Origin of the sequence: Plantactinospora soyae (assembly GCF_014874095.1) — a bacterium.
Taxonomy (GTDB): Bacteria; Actinomycetota; Actinomycetes; order Mycobacteriales; family Micromonosporaceae; genus Plantactinospora; species Plantactinospora soyae.
Genome location: NZ_JADBEB010000001.1, coordinates 7,960,518 through 7,979,766 on the forward strand (window position 1 = coordinate 7,960,518; position 19,249 = coordinate 7,979,766).

16 protein-coding genes are annotated in these 19,249 nt (G+C 70.8%); 11 read left to right on the forward strand and 5 right to left on the reverse strand.

From position 1 onward, the window contains the following. Window positions 1-87 precede the first annotated feature (87 nt). From H4W31_RS34970 to H4W31_RS34995, 6 genes are all read left to right on the forward strand, one after another. Window positions 88-2,679 carry an Ig-like domain-containing protein gene (locus tag H4W31_RS34970; RefSeq protein ID WP_225945840.1) on the forward strand — a complete coding sequence of 864 codons (2,592 nt, stop codon included), beginning with the start codon at window positions 88-90 and terminating at the stop codon, window positions 2,677-2,679. 92 nt (window positions 2,680-2,771) lie between these two features. Continuing rightward, window positions 2,772-3,938, forward strand: a complete 1,167-nt coding sequence (locus H4W31_RS34975; RefSeq protein ID WP_192770512.1) for a SecDF P1 head subdomain-containing protein — start codon at window positions 2,772-2,774, stop codon at window positions 3,936-3,938. A gap of 144 nt (window positions 3,939-4,082) precedes the next feature. Then, a complete protein-coding gene (locus H4W31_RS34980) occupies window positions 4,083-5,357 on the forward strand; it encodes a DUF418 domain-containing protein (protein WP_318783581.1) in 1,275 nt (424 codons plus the stop codon). A gap of 103 nt (window positions 5,358-5,460) precedes the next feature. Beyond that, window positions 5,461-6,588: a hypothetical protein gene (locus tag H4W31_RS34985; protein WP_192770513.1), complete on the forward strand. Its 1,128-nt coding sequence runs from the start codon at window positions 5,461-5,463 to the stop codon at window positions 6,586-6,588. A 66-nt stretch (window positions 6,589-6,654) separates the two neighbouring features. Next, window positions 6,655-7,146, forward strand: a complete 492-nt coding sequence (locus H4W31_RS34990; protein ID WP_192770514.1) for a SigE family RNA polymerase sigma factor — start codon at window positions 6,655-6,657, stop codon at window positions 7,144-7,146. A gap of 3 nt (window positions 7,147-7,149) precedes the next feature. Beyond that, window positions 7,150-7,998 carry a hypothetical protein gene (locus H4W31_RS34995; RefSeq protein WP_192770515.1) on the forward strand — a complete coding sequence of 283 codons (849 nt, stop codon included), beginning with the start codon at window positions 7,150-7,152 and terminating at the stop codon, window positions 7,996-7,998. Between the two features lie 83 nt (window positions 7,999-8,081). Here the strand turns inward: H4W31_RS34995 and H4W31_RS35000 are convergent, their stop codons facing one another. Then, complete coding sequence (locus H4W31_RS35000; protein ID WP_404825650.1) at window positions 8,082-9,926, reverse strand: glucuronyl esterase domain-containing protein; 1,845 nt, start codon at window positions 9,924-9,926, stop codon at window positions 8,082-8,084. Window positions 9,927-10,191: 265 nt separating this feature from the next. Between H4W31_RS35000 and H4W31_RS35005 the strand changes: the two genes are divergently transcribed. Further along, window positions 10,192-10,635: a hypothetical protein gene (locus H4W31_RS35005; RefSeq protein WP_192770516.1), complete on the forward strand. Its 444-nt coding sequence runs from the start codon at window positions 10,192-10,194 to the stop codon at window positions 10,633-10,635. An 18-nt stretch (window positions 10,636-10,653) separates the two neighbouring features. Here the strand turns inward: H4W31_RS35005 and H4W31_RS35010 are convergent, their stop codons facing one another. Next, window positions 10,654-13,284, reverse strand: a complete 2,631-nt coding sequence (locus tag H4W31_RS35010; protein ID WP_192770517.1) for an Hsp70 family protein — start codon at window positions 13,282-13,284, stop codon at window positions 10,654-10,656. A 115-nt stretch (window positions 13,285-13,399) separates the two neighbouring features. Between H4W31_RS35010 and H4W31_RS35015 the strand changes: the two genes are divergently transcribed. Further along, on the forward strand, window positions 13,400-14,182 hold the full coding sequence (locus tag H4W31_RS35015) for a histone deacetylase (protein ID WP_225945842.1): 783 nt from the start codon (window positions 13,400-13,402) through the stop codon (window positions 14,180-14,182). A 19-nt stretch (window positions 14,183-14,201) separates the two neighbouring features. Here the strand turns inward: H4W31_RS35015 and H4W31_RS35020 are convergent, their stop codons facing one another. Both H4W31_RS35020 and H4W31_RS35025 read right to left on the reverse strand, forming a co-directional pair. Further along, window positions 14,202-15,572 (reverse strand): permease prefix domain 1-containing protein, encoded by a 1,371-nt coding sequence (locus H4W31_RS35020; RefSeq protein WP_192770518.1) that lies wholly within the window; start codon window positions 15,570-15,572, stop codon window positions 14,202-14,204. Next, on the reverse strand, window positions 15,569-15,940 hold the full coding sequence (locus H4W31_RS35025) for a PadR family transcriptional regulator (RefSeq protein ID WP_192770519.1): 372 nt from the start codon (window positions 15,938-15,940) through the stop codon (window positions 15,569-15,571). Before H4W31_RS35025 ends, H4W31_RS35020 begins: the two co-directional genes overlap by 4 nt. 188 nt (window positions 15,941-16,128) lie before the next feature. On the opposite strand from H4W31_RS35025, the gene H4W31_RS35030 reads away from it, so the two are divergent. Both H4W31_RS35030 and H4W31_RS35035 read left to right on the forward strand, forming a co-directional pair. Further along, window positions 16,129-16,380 (forward strand): hypothetical protein, encoded by a 252-nt coding sequence (locus H4W31_RS35030; RefSeq protein WP_192770520.1) that lies wholly within the window; start codon window positions 16,129-16,131, stop codon window positions 16,378-16,380. Continuing rightward, window positions 16,377-16,694 (forward strand): type II toxin-antitoxin system PemK/MazF family toxin, encoded by a 318-nt coding sequence (locus tag H4W31_RS35035; protein ID WP_192770521.1) that lies wholly within the window; start codon window positions 16,377-16,379, stop codon window positions 16,692-16,694. Before H4W31_RS35030 ends, H4W31_RS35035 begins: the two co-directional genes overlap by 4 nt. 241 nt (window positions 16,695-16,935) lie before the next feature. Here H4W31_RS35035 and H4W31_RS35040 read toward each other — a convergent pair whose 3' ends face one another. After that, a complete protein-coding gene (locus H4W31_RS35040) occupies window positions 16,936-18,126 on the reverse strand; it encodes a glycoside hydrolase family 3 N-terminal domain-containing protein (protein WP_318783582.1) in 1,191 nt (396 codons plus the stop codon). Between the two features lie 216 nt (window positions 18,127-18,342). On the opposite strand from H4W31_RS35040, the gene H4W31_RS35045 reads away from it, so the two are divergent. Next, a complete protein-coding gene (locus tag H4W31_RS35045; protein ID WP_225947513.1) occupies window positions 18,343-19,074 on the forward strand; it encodes an FkbM family methyltransferase in 732 nt (243 codons plus the stop codon). Window positions 19,075-19,249: the final 175 nt, after the last annotated feature.

Sequence of the window (19,249 nt, forward strand, 5' to 3'; positions counted from 1 at the left end):
CCCGACAGTCCACTACGGACATCGCATCGCGCTCCGTAGCGTCGCGGACGCCCGATGTGATCCCGATCGTCGCCGAGGGAGTCGTCGATGCGCCTGTTCCCGTTCCGTCCCCTCCGCCCGCTGCTGGCCGTACTGCTCGGTGTGCCGCTGTTCCTGGTGCCCGGCGCCGGGCCGGCCGCCGGAGCGCCGGTGCACGAGCTGGCGGTCAGCGCGGCTCCGAACCGGTCCGCGGCGGTACCGCTGCCGGAGGCGACCCTCGGCGAGACCGGGTACGTCTTCGTCCGGCCGGAGTCGGAGATCGTCCGGGTCCGGTTCTTCCTGGACGACCCGACGATGGCGGGACCGCCCCGGCAGACCGAGGGCGCGGCGCCGTACGACTTCGCGGGCACCGCCGCCGACGGTACGGCGCAACCGTGGTCGACGGCCGGGCTGGCCGAGGGGGCGCACACCATCACCGCTGCCATCGACCTGACCGGTGGCGGGACCGAGGTCCTCGCGGCCCGGTTCTCCGTCGCGCGGGCGGTCCGGGTCAACTTCCAGAGCGAGACCGCACCGGTTCCCGCCGGCTACCTGCGGGACTTCGGCCAGGCGTACGCGGCACGGACCGGTACCGGGCAGGGCAGCGGTCTGACGTACGGGTGGGTGGCCCCCGGCACCGCGACCCCGCGTGACCTGGTCGGCAACGGCCGGGACCGGAACCGGAGCGGAATCGACCAGCGGCTGGACACGATCCTGCACATGCAGGGCGGCGACGTGCCGAACTTCGGCAACGTCCGGCTCCCCGGCGCCTGGGAACTGGCCCGACCGAACGGCACCTATGCGGTGACGGTCGGCGCCGGGGACGGCCCGTCGGTGGACAGTCTCCATCAGCTCAATGTGGAGGGTTCGGCGGTGGTCGGCCCGTTCAACCCGGCACCGGGCGCGGAGTACCGGCAGGCGACGACGCTGGTCCGGGTGCTGGACGGACGGTTGACCGTAGACGCGGCCGGCGGACGGAACACCAAGATCACCCATGTCGAGGTGGTGCCGGCGCCGGAGGCGGCGATCCGGCCCGCGTTCACCGGGGTGACCCCGGCGACCGGCTCGACCGGGGTACTCCGGGACACCGCCGTGGCCGCCACCGTCAACCTGCCGACCGTCGGCGCCGGAGTGGACGCCGGCACCCTCACCCCGGAGACGGTCCGGCTGATCCGGATCGCCGACGGGGTCGCGGTGCCGGCCAACCGCAACACCAGTGGTGGCGGGGACGTCGTCGTGCTCCAGCCGACCGGGCTGCTCGCCGCCGACACCGCGTACCGCTTCGAGATCACGTCCGGGGTACGGGACACCTCCGGCGCGGCCTTCCTGCCGTACGCGGCCACCTTCACCACCGGGGCGCTGCCGACCGGTGGCGGTGGCGGGCCGGTCGCCTTCGACAAGGTCGCCCTGCCGGGCACCGCCGGACGGGTCTTCACCAGCGTGACGTTCGGCCCGGACGGCCGGCTCTACGCCGGGGTGGCCACCGGGCAGATCCTCCGCTATCCGGTGAACGCCGACGGCACGCTCGGCACCGGCGAGGTCATCGACTCGCTGCGCACCGCCGGCGGCGGTGACCGGATGCTGATGGGGCTGGCCTTCGACCCCGCCGCCACGGCCGGGAACCTCGTGCTCTGGGTGACCCACACGGCGTACGGCTACGGCGGCATGCCGGACTGGACGGGCCGGATCAGCCGGCTCAGCGGTCCCGCGCTCGGCACCGTCGCCGACCGGGTGGTCGGGCTGCCCCGCAGCACCCGGGACCATCTGACCAACGGGCTCGCGTTCGGCCCCGACGGCGCCCTCTACGTCAACCAGGGCTCCAACACCGCGATGGGCGCCCCGGACAACGCCTGGGGACAGCGTCCGGAACGGGCACTGTCCGGCGCCGTACTCCGGGTCGACGTCGCGGCGATCGGTGCGACCACGCTGAACGTGCAGACCGCCGAGGGCGGCGGGTACGACCCGTTCGCCGCCGGGGCGCCGGTCACGGTGTACGGCAGTGGCGTACGCAACGCCTGGGACCTGCTCTGGCACAGCAACGGCCGGCTGTACGTCCCGACGAACGGCTCGGCGGCCGGCGGCGGCACCCCGGCGACGCCGAACCCGCTGCCCGCCCAGTGCACCCGGCGGCTCGATGCCGGCGGCAACGGCCCGTACACCGGTCCGGCGGTGCCGGGCCTGGCAAACGTTTCCACCACCCAGCACGACTATCTGTTCCGGGTGGAGCGCGGCGGCTACTACGGCCACCCCAATCCGGCGCGCTGCGAGTGGGTGCTCAACGGCGGCAATCCGACGGCCGGAGCCGACCCGGCCGAGGTGGGCCAGTATCCGGTGGGCACCGGACCGGACCGCAACTGGCGCGGCGCGGCGTACGACTTCGGGCTGAACCGGTCGCCCAACGGCGTCATCGAGTACCGGGGCGGCGCGTTCGGTGGCGCCCTGCGCGGCCGGCTCCTCGTGGTCCGCTACAGCGGCGGCGACGACATCGTCGTCCTCGAACCCGGCGGCGCCCAGCAGGACATCGTCGGCGCCCAGACCGGACTGACCGGGCTGACCGGGTTCGCCGACCCGCTCGACCTGACCGAGCAGCCCGGCACCGGCAACCTCTACGTCTCCGAGTACGGCGGCCAACGGCTCACCCTGCTCCGGCCCCGGGCCTGAGCAGGGGCGGTCGACATCGGGATGCTGCGACCGCGCGGGGGCGCCCGGGCGACGGACTTCCGACGATGGCGGGGCGCTTCTAGGCTCGTCGCATGGAGCCGCACCAGCCGCCCACCGTGCCCGCCGCACCGCAGGCTGTTCCCGTACCGCCGTTTGCCGGACCGCCGCCGGCACCGCAGACCGGCTCGGCCCGTGGTGTCCGCCGGCCGGTCGTGCTGGCCGCGATCGCGGGCGGCCTGGCGCTACTCCTCTGCTGTGGGGGAACGGCGGTGGTGGCCTTCGTCGGCCGCGAGCGGATCTTCGGCGATCCACGGGGCAGCACCACGATCACGGTGGAGGCGGTCGGGCGGGGCGGTACGGTGCCCGATGCGGCGGCGCTCGAACGCACCAGGCGGATGCTCGCGGACCGGGCCGAAGCCGCCGGCCTGGATGATCCGTCGGTGACCCGGTCGGGTGACCGAAGAATCGTCGTACGCGTCTCCGCGGCGAACCAGGACGAGTCACTGCGCGCACTGGTGGCCGTCGGCGAGCTGAGATTCCGTCAGGTGATCGCCACCATCGCCACACCGCCCGCCACCGGGGCGACCGGCACACCATCGTCTCCGCCTCCGGAAACGGGGCCGCCGCCCACCCTCGAGCAGGTGATCGCCAAGCTCGGCCCGGCGTACGAGGTCGCCCAGTCGTTCGCCCGGAGCCTGTCGCCACCCGAGCAGGCCGGCGCCCTGACGACGCATGTGCTCGCACCGTTCGCGGTCCTGTCCCCTGCCGAGGTCGCGGTGTTGCCGGCCGAGGTGCGGTACGCGGTGCCGACGGTGACGTGTACGCAGTTGCTGGCCCGTCCGGCTGAAGCGGCCGATGCCGCCGACCAGCGATCGGCCGCCTGCGACCGGTCCAGCCCGTCGAACAAGTACCTGCTCGCTCCCGCCAGCCTGTCGGGAGAGGACATCAAGGAGGCGACGGCGAGCTTGGAGTCCTATGGGGACTGGGTGATCCGGCTCAGTTTCCTCCCGGCGGGCCAGCAACGGTGGACCGAGCTGACCCGGACGGTGTCGACCGGCACGGGCGGGACCAACCAGTTGGCCATCGTCGTGGACGGCGTGGTGGTCTCCGCGCCGACCGTGCAGGACGTGCTGACCGGCGACACCCAGATCAGCGGGGGTTTCACCCAGGCCGGGGCGAGGGCGCTGGCGAGCCAGTTGCGCTCCGGCGCGCTGCCCGTCGTACTCCGGATCGTGGACCTGGCCAGCGACCCGGACTGAGCTGCCCCGGTTCACCGCGCCGGACCGACACCCCCGTCCCGTCGTCCGGCAGCTACCCAGGTCGTCGTGGCAGCTACTTTGGTAGCCCCAGCGGTGGACCATAGACGAATGTGACGGGCCGGACGCCGCCCCTAGCCTCGAACCGTGACCACTTCCCCGACCGGCACGGCGATGCGACGAGCGGCCCGTGGCGCCGCGCGGGCGTCCGAGCGCGCACTCGCCCCGGACCTGGCCCGTGGCGTCATGCTCCTGCTGATCGTCATGTCGAACACCGGTTTCCACCTGTGGGCGGCGCGGCACGGCGCCACCGGCTGGCATCCGGTGGACGGGTCGACGGTCGACACCGTGGTCCAGTTCGCGATGATCGTGGCGCTGGACGGGCGGGTGTACCCGTTGTTCGCGTTCCTGCTCGGCTACGGGATGATGCAGCTCTTTCTGCGGCAGACCGCAGCCGGTGCCACGGACCGGGCGGCGTCCTCACTGCTCCGACGGCGCAGCCTGTGGCTGGTCGTCTTCGGGTCCGTGCACGCCACGCTGTTGCTGGCCGGCGACATCATCGGCTTCTACGGCGTCGTCAGTCTGGTCCTCGGCTGGCTGTTCCTGCGCCGAAGCGGCCGGACCCTGCTGGTGGCCGCCACGATCGCGGTGCTGTTGAAGGTGTGGTTCGAGACCGACGCGTTGGGGGCGCTCCTCGGTGGTGACCTGGGCGCCGTCGGTAACTCCAGCACCGAGCCGAGCACCCTCGCCTACGCCGCGGGCGAGGAGAATCCGCTGGCCGCGGCCCAGACCCGGCTCACCACCTGGGCGATCATCACCGCCTTCGGCGGTTTCGCCTGGCTGACCGCGGCGGAGTTCCTCTTCGGGTTCTGGGCCGCGCGCCACCGGGTGCTCGAAGATCCGGTACGGCATCTCCGGCTGCTGCGCTGGACAGCGGCGCTGGGCGTGCCCGTCGGCCTGCTCGGTGGCCTGCCGCTGGCGTTGGCCCACGTGGGGTGGTGGGACGTACCGGCGGCGGCGATCGGGGAGGGCGGTGCGATCAGCACCCTGGCCTGGCTGACCGGCCTGCCGGGCGGGCTCGGCTACGTCGCGCTGTTCGGGCTGATGGCGCACCGCCTACGAACGGGTGGCCACGGCCGTCCGGTGGTGGTGGCGGTCGGTGCCGTCGGCAAACGGTCGCTCTCCTGCTATCTGGCCCACTCGATCATGTTCGCGCCCGTCCTGTCCGCATGGGGTTTCGGCCTCGGCGCGAAGCTCGGCAGCGCGACGATGGCCGCCTTCGCGGTCGGCGTCTGGCTGATCACCGTCGTCGCGGCGTACGCGATGGAGCGGCGGGGGCGTACCGGGCCGGCCGAGGCACTGCTACGTCGGCTGGTCTACGGCCGCCGACCGCAGCCGGTCACGACGACTCCGTCCACATAACGGCTTTCCCCGGACCTGCGGATCGGCCATGCTCTTGCGGGCGCGATCATGGGATCGCCGCGAGCGGGGGTTCGAGGACATCATGACCTGTACGACGTGCGGCGTGGAACAAGCTCCGACCCCCGGGGAACACCGCTGCGACGCCGACGCCCGACCGGCGGCGTCCCGTCGACCGAACCGGCCGTACTGGGGTTGGCGCGCGCTGACCCTGGGAGTCCTCGGCGTCGCCGCCGTGCACCTCGGCACCACCATCGTCAGCATCGTCGTGATGGTGCAGGACTACTGGCTCGTCAGGGACTACCAGGTTGGTCGTCGCGCGGTGGACATCTTCGAGATCCTCGCCCGGCTGGAGCGTCTGGAGCAGGTCAACGACCTCGTCTGGTTCGTACTCCTCGCCCACATCGGTACGTACCTGGCCTGGTTCGTGGTCAGCCAGAAGACGGTGGAGCGCCACGGCGGCGACCCCAAGCCGACGCTCGCGCACTGGACGTTCGCCGCCTGGCGGATCTCGGTCGTCGGGATCTTCGTACTCGCCATCATCATGAGCCCCGGCGGGGGCACCGATCGGTCCGACGCGGAGCGGGCGATCAGCGATGCCATGGAGTTCGAGCGCCTCACGATCTTCGTCGCCGCGCTGCGCCTGCCCATCGTCGGCCTGCTCGTCGCGGGCGTCTGCGTCGTGATCTGGCGGATGTACCAACTGGCCGCGAGTTCGCCGCCTCCACCCGCAACCGCCCAGTACCTGACGCAGCCGGCGGGCCCGATCACGCTGCCCCGGACGGCGGTCCAGGAGGGAGCCGGCAAGGACGCGTTCTGGCACGAGGTCGCCCAGGTGGTCGCGCGTTCCTCCGGTCCACTCCCCCTGCTCGAGGCCTGGGCCGCCGCACCGAGCGCCCGGCGCTGGCACCTGATCGACGGCGAGCCCGGCGTCGCCGCCACCCGGACCCGCCTCTCGCCGTGGTCCGGCATCACCGTGTACGGCCAGCCGCCGCTCGTACCCGACGAGGCGGTCCTCGGGCGTCTCGCCGACGAGGCGCGCCGGCTGCGCGAGGATCGGGTCGCCGGCGGCGCGATCGGACTGATCGAGTCCGAGGATGGAAAGTTCCGCTTCGAGCAGCTGACCTCCGACGGCGTCCTGCAAAGCTGGCTTGACCAGGCCCGCTCGGCGTCCCGGGCCGGTGTCTACCCGGTGCTGGCCGCCGCTGATCCCGCCGCGCTCACCTCGGTCTGAGACCGGCACAGGCAACCTCCCGGCGCCCCGGGGAGTAGACGGGGTGTCGAAGAGAGAGGTGCCGAGGTGGCCCGCGATTGGGAACAACAGTTCGTCGAATACTTCAGTGTCCGGGCCGAGCCCCTTCGCCGGCTCGCCTACTCCCTGTGCGGTGACTGGCACACGGCCGAGGATCTGGTGCAGGCCACCTTCGTCCGGCTGTACCGGAACTGGCCCCGGGTCCGCACCGGGTCGGTCGACGCGTACTCCCGGCGGATCCTGGTCAACGTGTTCCTGTCGGACCGGCGGAGCCGCCGACGTGAGTCGGTCACACCGGATCCACCGGAGCTGGCGACAAACGGGGTGGACGTCGCCGGACGGCTGGCGGTCCGCCGGGCTCTCGCCCAGCTCTCTCCTCGGCAACGGGCCGCCGTGGTGCTCCGCTATCTGGAGGACCTGCCGGTCGCGGAAGTGGCAGCCCTCCTCGGGATAACCGAGGGCACGGTGAAGAGCCAGACGGCCCGGGGTATCCAATCCATGCGCGGGACGCTCGGCGACCCCGTGTTGACCAGGGAGTAGCAGATGCAGGAAACCGAGGTACCCGACCTGCTGCGGGCGTACACGACCGATGCGGAACCTCCGATGCGGCTGACCTCCGGCGCGGTGCTCGCGGCCGGACGGCGCTCGCGGCGCAACCGACGGTTGGCCGGAGTGGGCGGGGCCGCACTGACCGCGGTGCTGGTCGGTGCCGGCGCCATGGTGGCGCCACAGTTGGTCGGCCCGTCCACCACGGTCGCCGCCGCTCCCCCGTGCGCGGCGCCGCCCGGCTCCCGTCCGCCGGGCGTGATCGCGGCCGACCAGCCGATGTCGGACGAACTCGCGGACTGGGCCAGCGCGAGTCTGACCTGTTATCTCTCCTACGCGATGCCGCGAATGCTGCCCGGCGCGGAGTATCTCAAGGCACCGGACGCGCTGGCCGGCCCGCTGATCGGTTTCAGCATGCCGCACCCGGCGTCGGGCCGTCCGGTCCGAGGGAAGCTGCTGATCGGGAGCGACCGGGTGGACGCGCGGGCCGTGATCCAGGATGCCCAGGGCACCAGCGACTTCTCTGTGATGGTCGAGATGGCCAGGCCGGAGGCGGAGGCCATGGCCGCCGCCCGGTGCGAGGCCGTCACGCATTTCGCCTGCACCCTCCACCCGGGACCGGCGGGGACGACCGTGACGGTGAGTAGCGGACTGGAACCCCTGCCAGCCGATCATCCCCGGTCCTACACCGCACGGGTCTACCGGGGACAGACGATCGTCACCGTCGGCGTCTCGAACGACGATCGCCGAGGCCCCGAGCCGGTGGCGACGCGTCCGGTTCCGGTGCTCACCACCGACCAGATCATCGAGCTTGCGCTCGCCCCGGAGCTTCACCTGTTCTCATAAGGTTCTCGGTCGCCGGCGACGAACGCCCGGTGCGGAGGCTTGTCGCCTCCGCACCGGGCCTCAATCTCGCCGCGCCGGCAGAACTAGCTGGCGGTGCAGGTGGGGCTCAGCCCCGTGCCGCTACCGGTGCCCTGGAAGCCGAACTCGGTCGACTGGCCAGCCGCGATGGAGCCGTTGTACCCGACGTTGGTGAACTGGACCGCACCGCTGGTCCCGCTACGGTTGACGTTCCAGGAGTTGGTGACGCTGGTACCCGACGGCAGAGTCATGGAGATCGTCCAGCCGCTGACCGGCGCGGAGCCGGCGCTGACCCGTACCGTCGCGACGAAGCCACCGGTCCACTGGTTGAGCGACACCGACGCCGAGCAGGCACCACCGGTCGGTGGGGTCGTCGGCCCAGTGGTCGGAGGTGTGGTGGGTGACGTGGTCGGCGGGGTGGTGGGTGGGGTCGTCGGCGGTGTGACGGTCGGATTGCCGGTGGGCGGGTTGGTCGGGCCGTCGGACAGGGTCGGGGTCTGCCAGTCCCGCCACTGCGACAGGTTCCCCGCCGCCCGACTCGAAATCCTCATCGCACCCGCCGCGTTACCCGTCTTCAACAGGAACTTCTGAATATTCTGCTGCAACGGAGTCCGCCACTCAGCCCGATTCGCACAATGCGTGCCGTCGGAAACATCAGACCAGTACGTGATGTTCTCTCCCGCACCCAACGCCTTGTACACCTCCGCACCACCCAACGCCGCCACACTCGCCGACCTCGGGCCGAGATTCGCGATATGCGGATTGTCCATAATGAACAAACCTCGCGGCGCCACCATCCCCACCATCTGATGCGTATCCACCGGCAAGTTGTTCGGGTTACCCGTGTACGACCCGAACGCGTCACCGAACCACGGCTGCTCCCCGTACGCGCTACTCAAACTTTGCGCGCCCTCCCCCGGAACACCCCGAAGAATCGGTACACCCGCCGTACCCGACTCGATCGGCATCGTCAACGCGATCCGCTGATCGAACACACCCACCACGAACGCACCCTTACCAAACCGCGAACACCCCGTAACCCCCGTCGCATCCGCCCGCAGGATGTTCCCACCCGACTGCTCGATCACGTCGATGATCCGACTGACCCCCCACGCCCACGCCATCAACAACCCGGTACTGCTCGTAGCCCCGTAGATGCTGTAGAACGCACCCTGCTTGTTATTCCGCGGCGTACCCTCCCGACCCACCGCATACGGGTCATAATTGATCACCGCGGCACCCGCTGCCCGGATCGCCGCCGTATCAGCACCGAACCCACCCAACACCACCACCGCCGGGAACGGACCCGACCCACTCGGCAGCTGCACACTCGCCGAGAAACTCGAACTCCGACCACCCTGCGACACACTCACCGAAATACTCGAACTCGACACCGTCCCCGACACCGACGCCGGCTTCGCCGGCTTGTCACCATAGACAAACCGCTCCGCCAACTCCCGCGTCTCCGCCCGACGACACCGCCAATCCGCCTTCGATGTGATCCGCGACCCGTTCAACCGCACAAACGGATCCGGCAACCTCGAATTCGACGCGAACGACCCCGGCACCGACACCGCACAGTCCGCACCCTCGTCCTCAACGGACGCCGCCGCGACCACACTGTCCGCCGCGACCACACTCTCCACCGCGGCGGCCTCGGCGATCGCCGTCCTCGCTACTACCGTCACCGCTCCAGTGACCGCGACCGCCGCCACCGCCAACACGGCGACCGTCGAACTGATCCTTGAGCGGCCCGAGCTGCTGATCACTGGGGCTCCCCTTCCGGGTAGGTGATGGAGGCGTCGGCAGCGATCGAAGATCACAGATGTCGACCCGGTTAAGTTTTCAGCAAGAAAGCGAAACATGTCAATACCGCCTCGGCACTCTCGGCCCTTCTCGCCGGTCGTCACGAGTCGATCAGCGGATGTCGGCGCTGACCACGGCAAACCGGCCGATGTCCGACCTGCCGACGACGCGTTCGACCCGCTGTGGCCGGCTGCGAGCCGTGCCCGTATCAGCTGACGCGCCGGGCACACCGTCGCGACAGTGCCGGTCGGGACACCGTCGGATTTCGGAAACTTTCCGGCAACGGGCTCCCCGGGACCGGCCACAGGTGACGCCCGAGCGATCTACGCGCTTGCCGTGAACCGATCATCGCTGACTAAGATGGAATCCATGCTGTCTGCCGTACGTTCGCTGGCGGCGGGCGCAGTCCTGTTGACCGCACTGGTCGCCGGCTGCGACAACGGCCCCGCGCCATCGACGGGTTCGCCCACTCCCACGGTCACCACGGCCGGTCCGGTGGTCGACGCGACCTCGACGGCGCCGGCACGGCAGCCGCACACCCTGGTGCTGACGGCGACCGGCGACGCCCGGATCGACTCGTTCACGTACGTCCTCGACGGCCAGGCCACCGAGGGACGGTCGGTACGCCTGCCATGGCGGCAGTCGGTGGATGTGCCGGCCGACGGCAGACGGCACGAGTGGAGCCTGCTCGTGAAGTACCGCCAGGGTGACGTGAGCCTCGTCGGAATCTTCAACGGGCAGGTCCTGACCACCAGCCGGGGCAGCAGTTCGGGGTCCGGCACCGCGAACATCAGCGGCTCCGTCCTGGGCTGATCCCGGACGCGGTGCCGGTCAGGCGGGACCGGCGTCGTGTCGCCACCAGTCGATCATCGCGGCGGGATCGCCGCCCTGAAAGGCGAACGACGCGATGGCCAGTTCGTCGGTGGTCCATTCCAGCCACCGGTTACCCGACTCGTCGCTGCCGCACCGCAGCCGGCCCGAGACGCGCCCCCGCTGGTAGGAGGACTCCCCCGCGAAACTTCGCGGTTGCTTCGTGCAGTCGGCGCCGCCGGTACGACCGCTGCCGTAGCTTCTGCGCATCGCCGCGAGATCCGGAAAGCGGTAGTAGAAGACGACCCGGGCGCCACTGGTGGGCCCACAGACGATCGCGACGACCGGCTCCGAGCCGACGTTCTTGCGGATCTGCTCGCCCGACGGCCGGATACAGTTCGTTCTGGATCGTTGCGGGATATGCGTGAGCAGTTCGCTCTCGGCGGCGGTCGGAAATGGCGGCGCGGCCTGACCGTTGACCGCCTCGACGGTCCTGGCCACCGGTGGGCCCGAATAGACCCGCCACCAGGCGGCCAGGCCCGTGGCGTCGGCGCCGACGGCTCTGCCGGCGACCAGCAGGGATTCGACGCTCCATTGCAGTACCAGACTGCTCTGTGGTCCGGGGTGGCACAGCAGCGCGCCGAGTTCGACGCTGCGCAGGTCGTAGCGACGGGTGCCGAGGAAGCCGGGCGCGGTGCCGTCGGCGCAGTCGGTGCCGGTCGGCGCCTTGACCGCCGCGGCCTGACCATCCATCGCCGATCGCAACTCGGCCACCGTGCCGAACCGGAAGTACGACGCGGTACGGGCGCCGACCCCCTGCGGATTGCACTCCACTCCGGCGAGCGCACCGGGGAAGTCGTCCAGAACGCCGACGGGTGCACGGCGGCAGTCGACGGCGGCGAGCAGGTCGATCAGGTCACGTTCCTCACGGGTGGGAAATGCCGGCGCCGCTGTCCAGGCCAGCCACGCCTCGCGCAGCGTCCGCCCGGCGTCCTGGCTCGCCGCCTCGGCCCGGGTGATCGTGTGGCCCTGGTCATCGGTCCAGACGATGCTGGTGCGTCCGGCCGCACCGGTGTAGCAGAGGACGCGCCCGGTGGCCGTACCCGCGGCCGGATATCGGTGCTCGCCCGTCGCCGCCGTGGCACAGTCGCCCTCCCCCGGAGTCACCCCGGCCTCGCGTACCGCCTGCCGGTAGGCGCTCTCGACCGCCTCCCGATCGGTGAACAGGCCGACCGTTGCCTGCTGGCCCTGCCGGTCGCGGCAGAGCAGGGTCCTGGCCGCACCGGGCATCGTGGCGTCATCGCCACCCCGGCAGTCTTCCCGCAGTGGCTCGGGAACGGCGATCAGATCGTTCGACGGGGGATCCGAGAGCTGTTCCGCGATGACGGCGGCACCGGCGCCGGCCAGCACCGTAGCGGCGAGCGCGACGGCGGTCAGCCGGCGCCGCAGCCGTAACCGGAAGCGGGTACCGGGGCCGGCGTCGCGGTGCCGGTCGTCGGCCGGAACGGGCGGGCTCGGCGACGGCGTGGGCAGCACCGGCGGCGGTACGCCGATCCGGTCCGGTCCAGCCGGTGCCGCCGCCGGTGCCCGGGTGTGCAGGCCGCCTTCGGCGACGACCAGTTCCGGCTGCTCGACCACGGTCGGCGCGATCCCGAGTTGCTTGTGCAGCAGGGCGGCGGCGAGCGGCATCCGGCTTGCCCCGCCGACCAGGAACAGCCCGGCGAGTTCCTCGGGTGCCACCCCGGCAGCGTCCAGCACCGCGCGGCTCGCCGCGACCGTCCGTGCCAGGATCGGGGTGGCCAGCCGGTCGAGCTGCTCCCGGCCGACCGGCGCCTCGTCATCGAAGAGCGGGATGTGCACGCTGGTGTGGGCGGCCCGGGAGAGCAGTTCCTTGCCCGCGCGAACGTCCTCCCAGAGGGTTCGGGACGCGCGTCGGTCGGACTGGTCCTGCGGCTCGACGAGTCGCCGCCAGGTGTCCTCGTCCCGCGCCCGATAGGTGTGCCCGAGCGTGGCGACGATCTCCGCGTCGATGTCCAAACCGCCGACGTCATCCAGACCACGAATGGCGAGGACCTCGAACCCTTCCCCGGTACGGCGCACCACCGAGGCGTCGAACGTGCCGGCGCCCAGGTCGTACACCATGAGACAGGAACCGGTCGGCACCCGCCGGCCGGCGACCGCGACGAAGTAGGTCGCCGCGGCGACCGGTTCGGGAACCAGGACCACGTCGGCGAAGACGTCCCGGGCGGCGCTGCCCAGCACCTCCTGCCGCCGTGCTCCCCAACCGGCCGGGCAGGTGAGCACCGCTCGGGGTACCGCACCGCCGGCCACCCGCGACGCCTCGGCCGCGACCCGCCGCAGTACCCCGGCGATCAGGTCCGTGACCGGCACCCGTGCCTCGCCGAGCAACACCGCACCGTCATCCACGCAGCGCTTCGGGTGCGGCTCGAACCGGTCTGGACGGACCCGCGCCGCGTGGGTGGCGTCCCGGCCGACCAGCAACCCGACCAGCGGATCGGCGTGCACCGCCGACGGCAGCAGCGGCGAACCGTCGAAGAGTAACGGCCGCACCCGGCCGTCCGGGAAGGCGAGCACGGCGGCGGTGTTGGAGGTGCCGAAGTCGATCCCGATCCGGAACCCCTCGTCCCCCACGAAAGTCACCATACGCCAGGCTTTCCCGGCGTTCCGGCCGGCAGCACGGGCCGCAACGGCACCGGCTGTCACGGGTCCACTCCGGACCCGATCGCACGGTGAGATCATTGTCGGTATGCCGCCCGGGCCGAGATCGCCCAGTGAGCCGGACGGGCCCGGAACGGAAGCGCGGGCCCTCGTCTGGTACGTGGCGTACGGGTCGAACATGCACGCCGCCCGGCTGCGGTACTACCTGGCCGGAGGTCGACCGGAGGGGGGACTTCGCCGCTACCCGGGTTGCCGCGACGGCCGGCCGCCTCGTCGTACCGTCCCCGTCATGCTGCCCGGCGGCATCTACTTCGCCCTGGAATCCATGGCCTGGACGGGTGGGATGGCCTTCTACGATCCCGAACTCCCCGGCCGGGCGGCGGCCCGCGGGTACCTGATCACGGCGGGGCAGTTCGCCGACATCGCCACCCAGGAGATGTACCAGCCGCCTGGCCGGGACCTGGACCTGCTCGAGGAGGCGGTGGCACAGGGACGCGTGTGCCTCGGTCCGGGCCGGTACGAGACGCTGGTCTGCGCCGGCACCCGGGACGGCCATCCGCTGCTGACCTTCACCGCGCCGTGGCACGCGGCCGAGGTCGAATGGGCCCCACCGGCGCCGAGATACCTCGCGATGATCGCGAGCGGCCTGCACGAGGCCCACGGCTGGACCCCGGCGCGGATCACCGGCTATCTCGCGGGTCGGCCCGGGATCGCCGGCCGGTGGCCCTCGGCCGAGGTCGGCGAGGTGGTGCTCCGCGCACTGGACGCGCGGGTTCCCTCGGGCCCCGGGAAACGGGCCGGAAGTGGTCCCGGCGCCGTTTCCCGGTCCCCCGACCGGGCCGACACGGCGGGTGGCTGGCCGTCGGTGTGACGGTGCCCCGGCCAGTGGCTCAGGCGAAGTCGAACACGAGCGGGAAGACGAGGAGGACCGTCCAGGCCCAGGCGGCGTACACGATCATGTAACGGGTCTGCCAACGTTCCAGGCGGGCGAACGGCATGCGACCCCGCACGAAACCGAGGAACAGCCAGGCCGACCACGCCAGGTTGGTGAGCAGGATGATGTTCTCGCCCAACGCTGCGGTCTTGTTCGGGCTGAATCCCCACTCGGTGATCCGGCCGGTGATCGCCACCAGCACCAGGACGTCGATGACCAGGGCGCTGACGACGAGCGCGAGTTGCAGGCGGTCGAAGAGACCGGGCCGGGCCGTGAGGTCACGGGCGGAGATGGCGTACAGCAGCAGGCCCAGCACGATGACGAGCAGCAGGTCGAAGAGGATCAGCGCGTCGCGCTCGACGTCGATGCCGTTGGTGGTCACGATCATGGCGACCAGGAAGGCCAGCATGGCGGCCACGAAGAGCGGCGTGAAGACGCGGGTCAGCACCGGCGCCATGTTCTCGATCACGCTCTGCTTGGCCTCCACCAGCCACGCCGACACGATGACCCCGGCCACGGCGCCGCACGGCAGCAGCCACGATTCGATGAATCCCTCGATGTTGAGGCCGATGGCATGGAAGGTGCCCACGGTGAAGGCGGTGAGTACGCCGCCGCCCAGTCCGAGGAGGACGAAGTAGATCAACCACTCCCCGGTGAACCGGACGAAGTCCATCCGCCGCCGGTCTGAACGCCAGTCACCGCCCACGTAGGCGACGCCGACGACCAACCAGAGCGCGAGCGGCAGGTGGATCGCGGTGAGCACGATGGTCTGCGAGTCGTCGGCGATCGGGTACGCGTTCGCGGCGACCGCGCCGAGGACGAACAGCGACGCGAGCACCCCGATGACGGGCAGGCCGACCCGGCGTTGCCAGGCGAAGTAGGCGGCCAGCGCCGGCAGCGCGAAGAGGCTGAGATTCCGCGCATAGAAGCCGTCGTCGTCCGACATGTCGAGTCCGAACACGTTCGGCGCCTTGATGGCGAGCGCCGCGACGGCCGCGCAGAGCACCATCACCGGCAGTTCCCGACGGGAACGGGCGGCGGTGGGCGCGTCCGGCTCCCTGGGCAGTACGAGCTGCTTCCAGAGCCGCTCGGAATGCTCGCGGGCGAACTCCCGCGACAGATCGTCGAGGCTGCCCATCCGCTTGACCGCGATGAGGAAACCCTCGTCGGCCCGCAGGCCCGCCTCGGTCAGCTCGGTGATCCGGCTGCGGAGGTGGTCCTCCAGCTCCTCGGCATCGGTGTGGTGCAGCTCCCGGCGGCGGTGCATGTAGGCCCGCCACTCGGCGATCTGGCCCTCCAGGTCGTAGTCGTTGCCGGCGGCCGTCATCCCGCCTCCCAGGCCGGTGCCGTGATCGGCTTGATGGACTGGGTCGCGTTCCACACGCCCCGCAGGGCGTCGACGACCGCGGCCCACTGGCGGCGCTGCTCGGCCAGCTCGGCCCGGCCCTGGTCGGTGATCCGGTAGTACTTGCGCCGGCGTCCGCCGGGCGGCGTCTCCCAGGCCGAATCGACGTGCCCGAGCCGCTCCAGACGATGCAGGAGTGGGTAGAGCAGGCCGTCGGTCCACTCCAGCTGCCCGCCCGACAGCTCGTTGACCTGCTTGAGGATCGCGTAGCCGTAGCTCTCCCCCTCGGCCAGGATTCCCAGCACGAGCGGGGTCGCCGAGGCCGCGACGAGGTCTTTGGTGATGTGCATGTCTCCGCCTAACCCTAGAACTCCTATGCATAGTAGTTCTAGGTATTGCGACCGGGCAATCCCGGCCCACCGGGCACCGGATCCGTCCCGCCCGGCGGCGCTCGCCCGGCGGTCAGGTCGGCACCCGGGTAGGCGCCCGGCGGCGATCCGATACCACCGCAAATACCACCGGGCGTACCATCGGCGGTATGGCAGACAAGGTCACGCTGAGTCTGAACCCCGACACGCTCGCCCGGGCCCGCCAGGCGGCGAAGCACGACGGCCTGTCCCTGTCCGCCTGGATCGACCGCGCCGCACGACGGGAAGCCATCCGGGCGGCGGCCCGCCGACACGAGGAGTGGCTGGCGGCCAACCCGGACGTCCGGGACGAACTCGACAGATTCGACCGGTACGCCGACAACGTCGACGCCGGCTGGTCGGACCTGGCGGGAGCGGCGTGAACCGGGGCGAGATCTGGACCATCGGCGACCCCGCTCAGCAGGCCAAGTACCGGGTCATCGTGCTGTCCGGCGACGCGCACAACGACCGGCCGTCGGCAGCGCCGTACTGCGCCCCTATCGTCCGCCAGGCGAACCACACCGATCTGCCACCGTTCGTGATCCCGTTGGCCGAACCGGACCCGATGGCCGGGGTCGTCGTGGTGAACCGGGTACGGCGCATCCCGGCCGCGGTCGCCGTGGAGCGGGTCGGGATGGTGACCGGCGCGAGCATGTCCCGGCTCGGCGCCGCCCTGGCCGACCTGTTCGAACTCTGACCCACCACGGTAGGGCGCGGCGGTCGTTCACCCCGCCCGGGTGATGTCATCGGCACGGGCGGCGGCGACGATGGGAACGGACCCGAACTCATTCGGGCATCCCGACCCTGGAACCCGGTCCGGCTGCCCGGCCGACCACGGTCGGAAGGACGTGCCTTCGGCCGGGGCTCGGTGGATGTCGGCGGCGCCCGGTAGCAGGGGTTGGTACCTCCGCGGACGCGGACGGCGCGGGCCGGAACCGTCAGCGCTTCGGACGGAGGGCGTCGACGCGGGCGACCGACTGGTCGATCCGCGCCTCGGTCAGCCGCCCCTTCCGGACCAGGTTGACGACGTTGTCGACCGTCTCGTCGACGATCTTCGGGTCGTACACCTGCTGGTTCGCGAAGACGAGCACGTCGACACCGGCCTCCAGCGCCATCGCGACCGCCTCGTCGCGGCCGTATTTGCTCGATATCGCGACCGCCTGCATGTCGTCGCTCACGACGGCGCCCTTCCAGCCGAGCCTGCCCCGGAGCAGGTCCGTCACGATCGCCGGGGACAGCGACGCCGGCCGGCTCGGGTCGAGCTGCTTGTTGAGCAGGTGGGCGACCAGGATGGAGTCGGCGTTACCGCCCTCGATCATCCTCTGGAACGGTTCGAGTTCGCTGGTCTGCCAGGTCTTGCTGACGTCGACGACGGCGAAGTCCGTGTTGCCGGTCGCGGTGCCGAGGCCCGGGAAGTGCTTGAGGGCGGTCCTGACTCCGGCGGCGCGGTGGACCTGGACCTCCTCGGTCGCGTTCTTGATCACGACGTCCGGGTTGGCGGAGAAGCTACGCCCGAGCTTGCCGACCGCGGGGTTACCGGGGTTCAGGTTCAGGTCGACGACCGGCGCGTAGTTGAGATTGACGCCGATCGAAGTGAGGCTGTGGGCGATCTGCTGGGCCCAGGTCCGGGTCGTCGGCGTGGAGTTCGCGGCGCCGATCTCGGCCTGGGACCTCGTGGCGGGAAAGCCGTTGCCGGGGTTGAGCCGGCTGACCTGGCCGCCCTCCTGGTCGATCGAGACGAGAAGTCGCCCGGGTGCGGCCTGTCGCAGGCTCTTCACCAGTGCCGTGACCTGCGCCGGCGAGGTGATGTTGCGCGGCGCGTTCGTCTTCAGATCCCGGTCGAAGAGGATGATGCCGCCGAGTCCGTTCCGGACCGCCTTCATGATCCAGTCGTTGCCGGCAAGCTTCTCACCCCGAAAACCGACCACGAGCAGGCTGGCGATCTTGCGTCGTAGCGTGGCCTCCCCACCCGACCGGGACCGGGTCGGGGGCCGGGATGTCGGCGAGCCCGCCGTCTGTGGTGCGGGCGCCTTGGACGTGCCCGCCCCGCAACCGGGCAGGGCCGCCACCACCGCCGTCGCGCCGACGCCGGTCAGCAACAGCCGGCGGGGCAGCCGGGCGTCCTTCACCCGATCCACACTACGGCCGGGCAGCCAGGCGGAGGGAGCAAACCGGCGTCGGCGCAGCCGGGGCCTCGTCGACAAAATCAGCAGGCCGAGGAGACTGCGCGACCCGCCTGGGCGAATCGCGAAATGAACGCTAATCGGCACTGGTACGGTCGTTGCATGCTCTCTCGGGCCCGGGGCATTATTCGATCCCTCCTCATCTACCACTGCCAACCACACATGCATCGACGGGCACTGCGGCTTTACGGTCAATTCCTTGGACCGGGAGAACTCGGATTCGATATCGGCGCCCACGTCGGAAGTCGGGTACGGACCTGGCGGCGACTCGGTGCGCGGGTGGTCGCAGTCGAACCGCAGCCCGACTGTCTACGGATCCTGCGCTGGGCCTTCCGCCAGGACGGGGAGGTCGCGGTCGTGCCCGTCGCTCTCGGGGCGCAGGCCGGGCGGGCAAGAATGGCGTTGTCCACCGCGACTCCGACAGTGTCGACGATGTCGCCGGAGTGGATCGGGTCGGTCGCGACGGATCGTAGTTTCGCCAAGGTGAGGTGGGACCGCGCCCTGGACGTGAACGTCACGACCCTCGACAGCCTCATCGCGGTCCATGGTATGCCGTCATTCTGCAAGATTGACGTTGAGGGTTTCGAGGCCAACGTCCTGGAGGGCCTCAGCCGACCCCTACGCGCGTTGTCCTTCGAATACATTCCCTCGGCACACGAAAGGAGCCTCACCGCTCTCGCCATTGTGGACGAACTTGGTACGGGGGCCGGCGGGTACCGCTACAACTATTCACCGGTTGAAAGCATGCGTTTCGCCAGCGACCGTTGGCTCGACGCCACCGAACTCGTGCGGCTACTCGATTTCTTCCGCCCCTTCGGTCGCTCCGGCGACATCTACGCCCGACTGAGCAGATACCCCAGTGGATACCGCGGTCGAAGCGGCGGCGCGAGCTGAACCTCGACCGCCCGGCGGAAGCCCGGTCCCATCCGAACTGGTTGCACGCAGACCAGTTGTCAAGAATTGGGCCTGGTGGGCACCCCGAGGCCCCTAGACCATCGAGACATGGCCACTGCAACGAAATCCACTCTCGCACGAGGCCCGGAGAACAGGCGCCCCGCACGGTTCCCAC

What these genes read in the sequence shown, in the direction of transcription:
- H4W31_RS34970 (WP_225945840.1), top strand. Translation starts at nt 88, where the DNA reads ATGCGCCTGTTCCCGTTCCGTCCCCTCCGCCCGCTGCTGGCCGTACTG.
- H4W31_RS34975 (WP_192770512.1), top strand. Translation starts at nt 2,772, where the DNA reads ATGGAGCCGCACCAGCCGCCCACCGTGCCCGCCGCACCGCAGGCTGTT.
- H4W31_RS34995 (WP_192770515.1), top strand. Translation starts at nt 7,150, where the DNA reads ATGCAGGAAACCGAGGTACCCGACCTGCTGCGGGCGTACACGACCGAT.
- H4W31_RS35005 (WP_192770516.1), top strand. Translation starts at nt 10,192, where the DNA reads ATGCTGTCTGCCGTACGTTCGCTGGCGGCGGGCGCAGTCCTGTTGACC.
- H4W31_RS35015 (WP_225945842.1), top strand. Translation starts at nt 13,400, where the DNA reads ATGCCGCCCGGGCCGAGATCGCCCAGTGAGCCGGACGGGCCCGGAACG.
- H4W31_RS35020 (WP_192770518.1), bottom strand. Translation starts at nt 15,572, where the DNA reads ATGACGGCCGCCGGCAACGACTACGACCTGGAGGGCCAGATCGCCGAG.
- H4W31_RS35025 (WP_192770519.1), bottom strand. Translation starts at nt 15,940, where the DNA reads ATGCACATCACCAAAGACCTCGTCGCGGCCTCGGCGACCCCGCTCGTG.
- H4W31_RS35030 (WP_192770520.1), top strand. Translation starts at nt 16,129, where the DNA reads ATGGCAGACAAGGTCACGCTGAGTCTGAACCCCGACACGCTCGCCCGG.
- H4W31_RS35045 (WP_225947513.1), top strand. Translation starts at nt 18,343, where the DNA reads ATGCATCGACGGGCACTGCGGCTTTACGGTCAATTCCTTGGACCGGGA.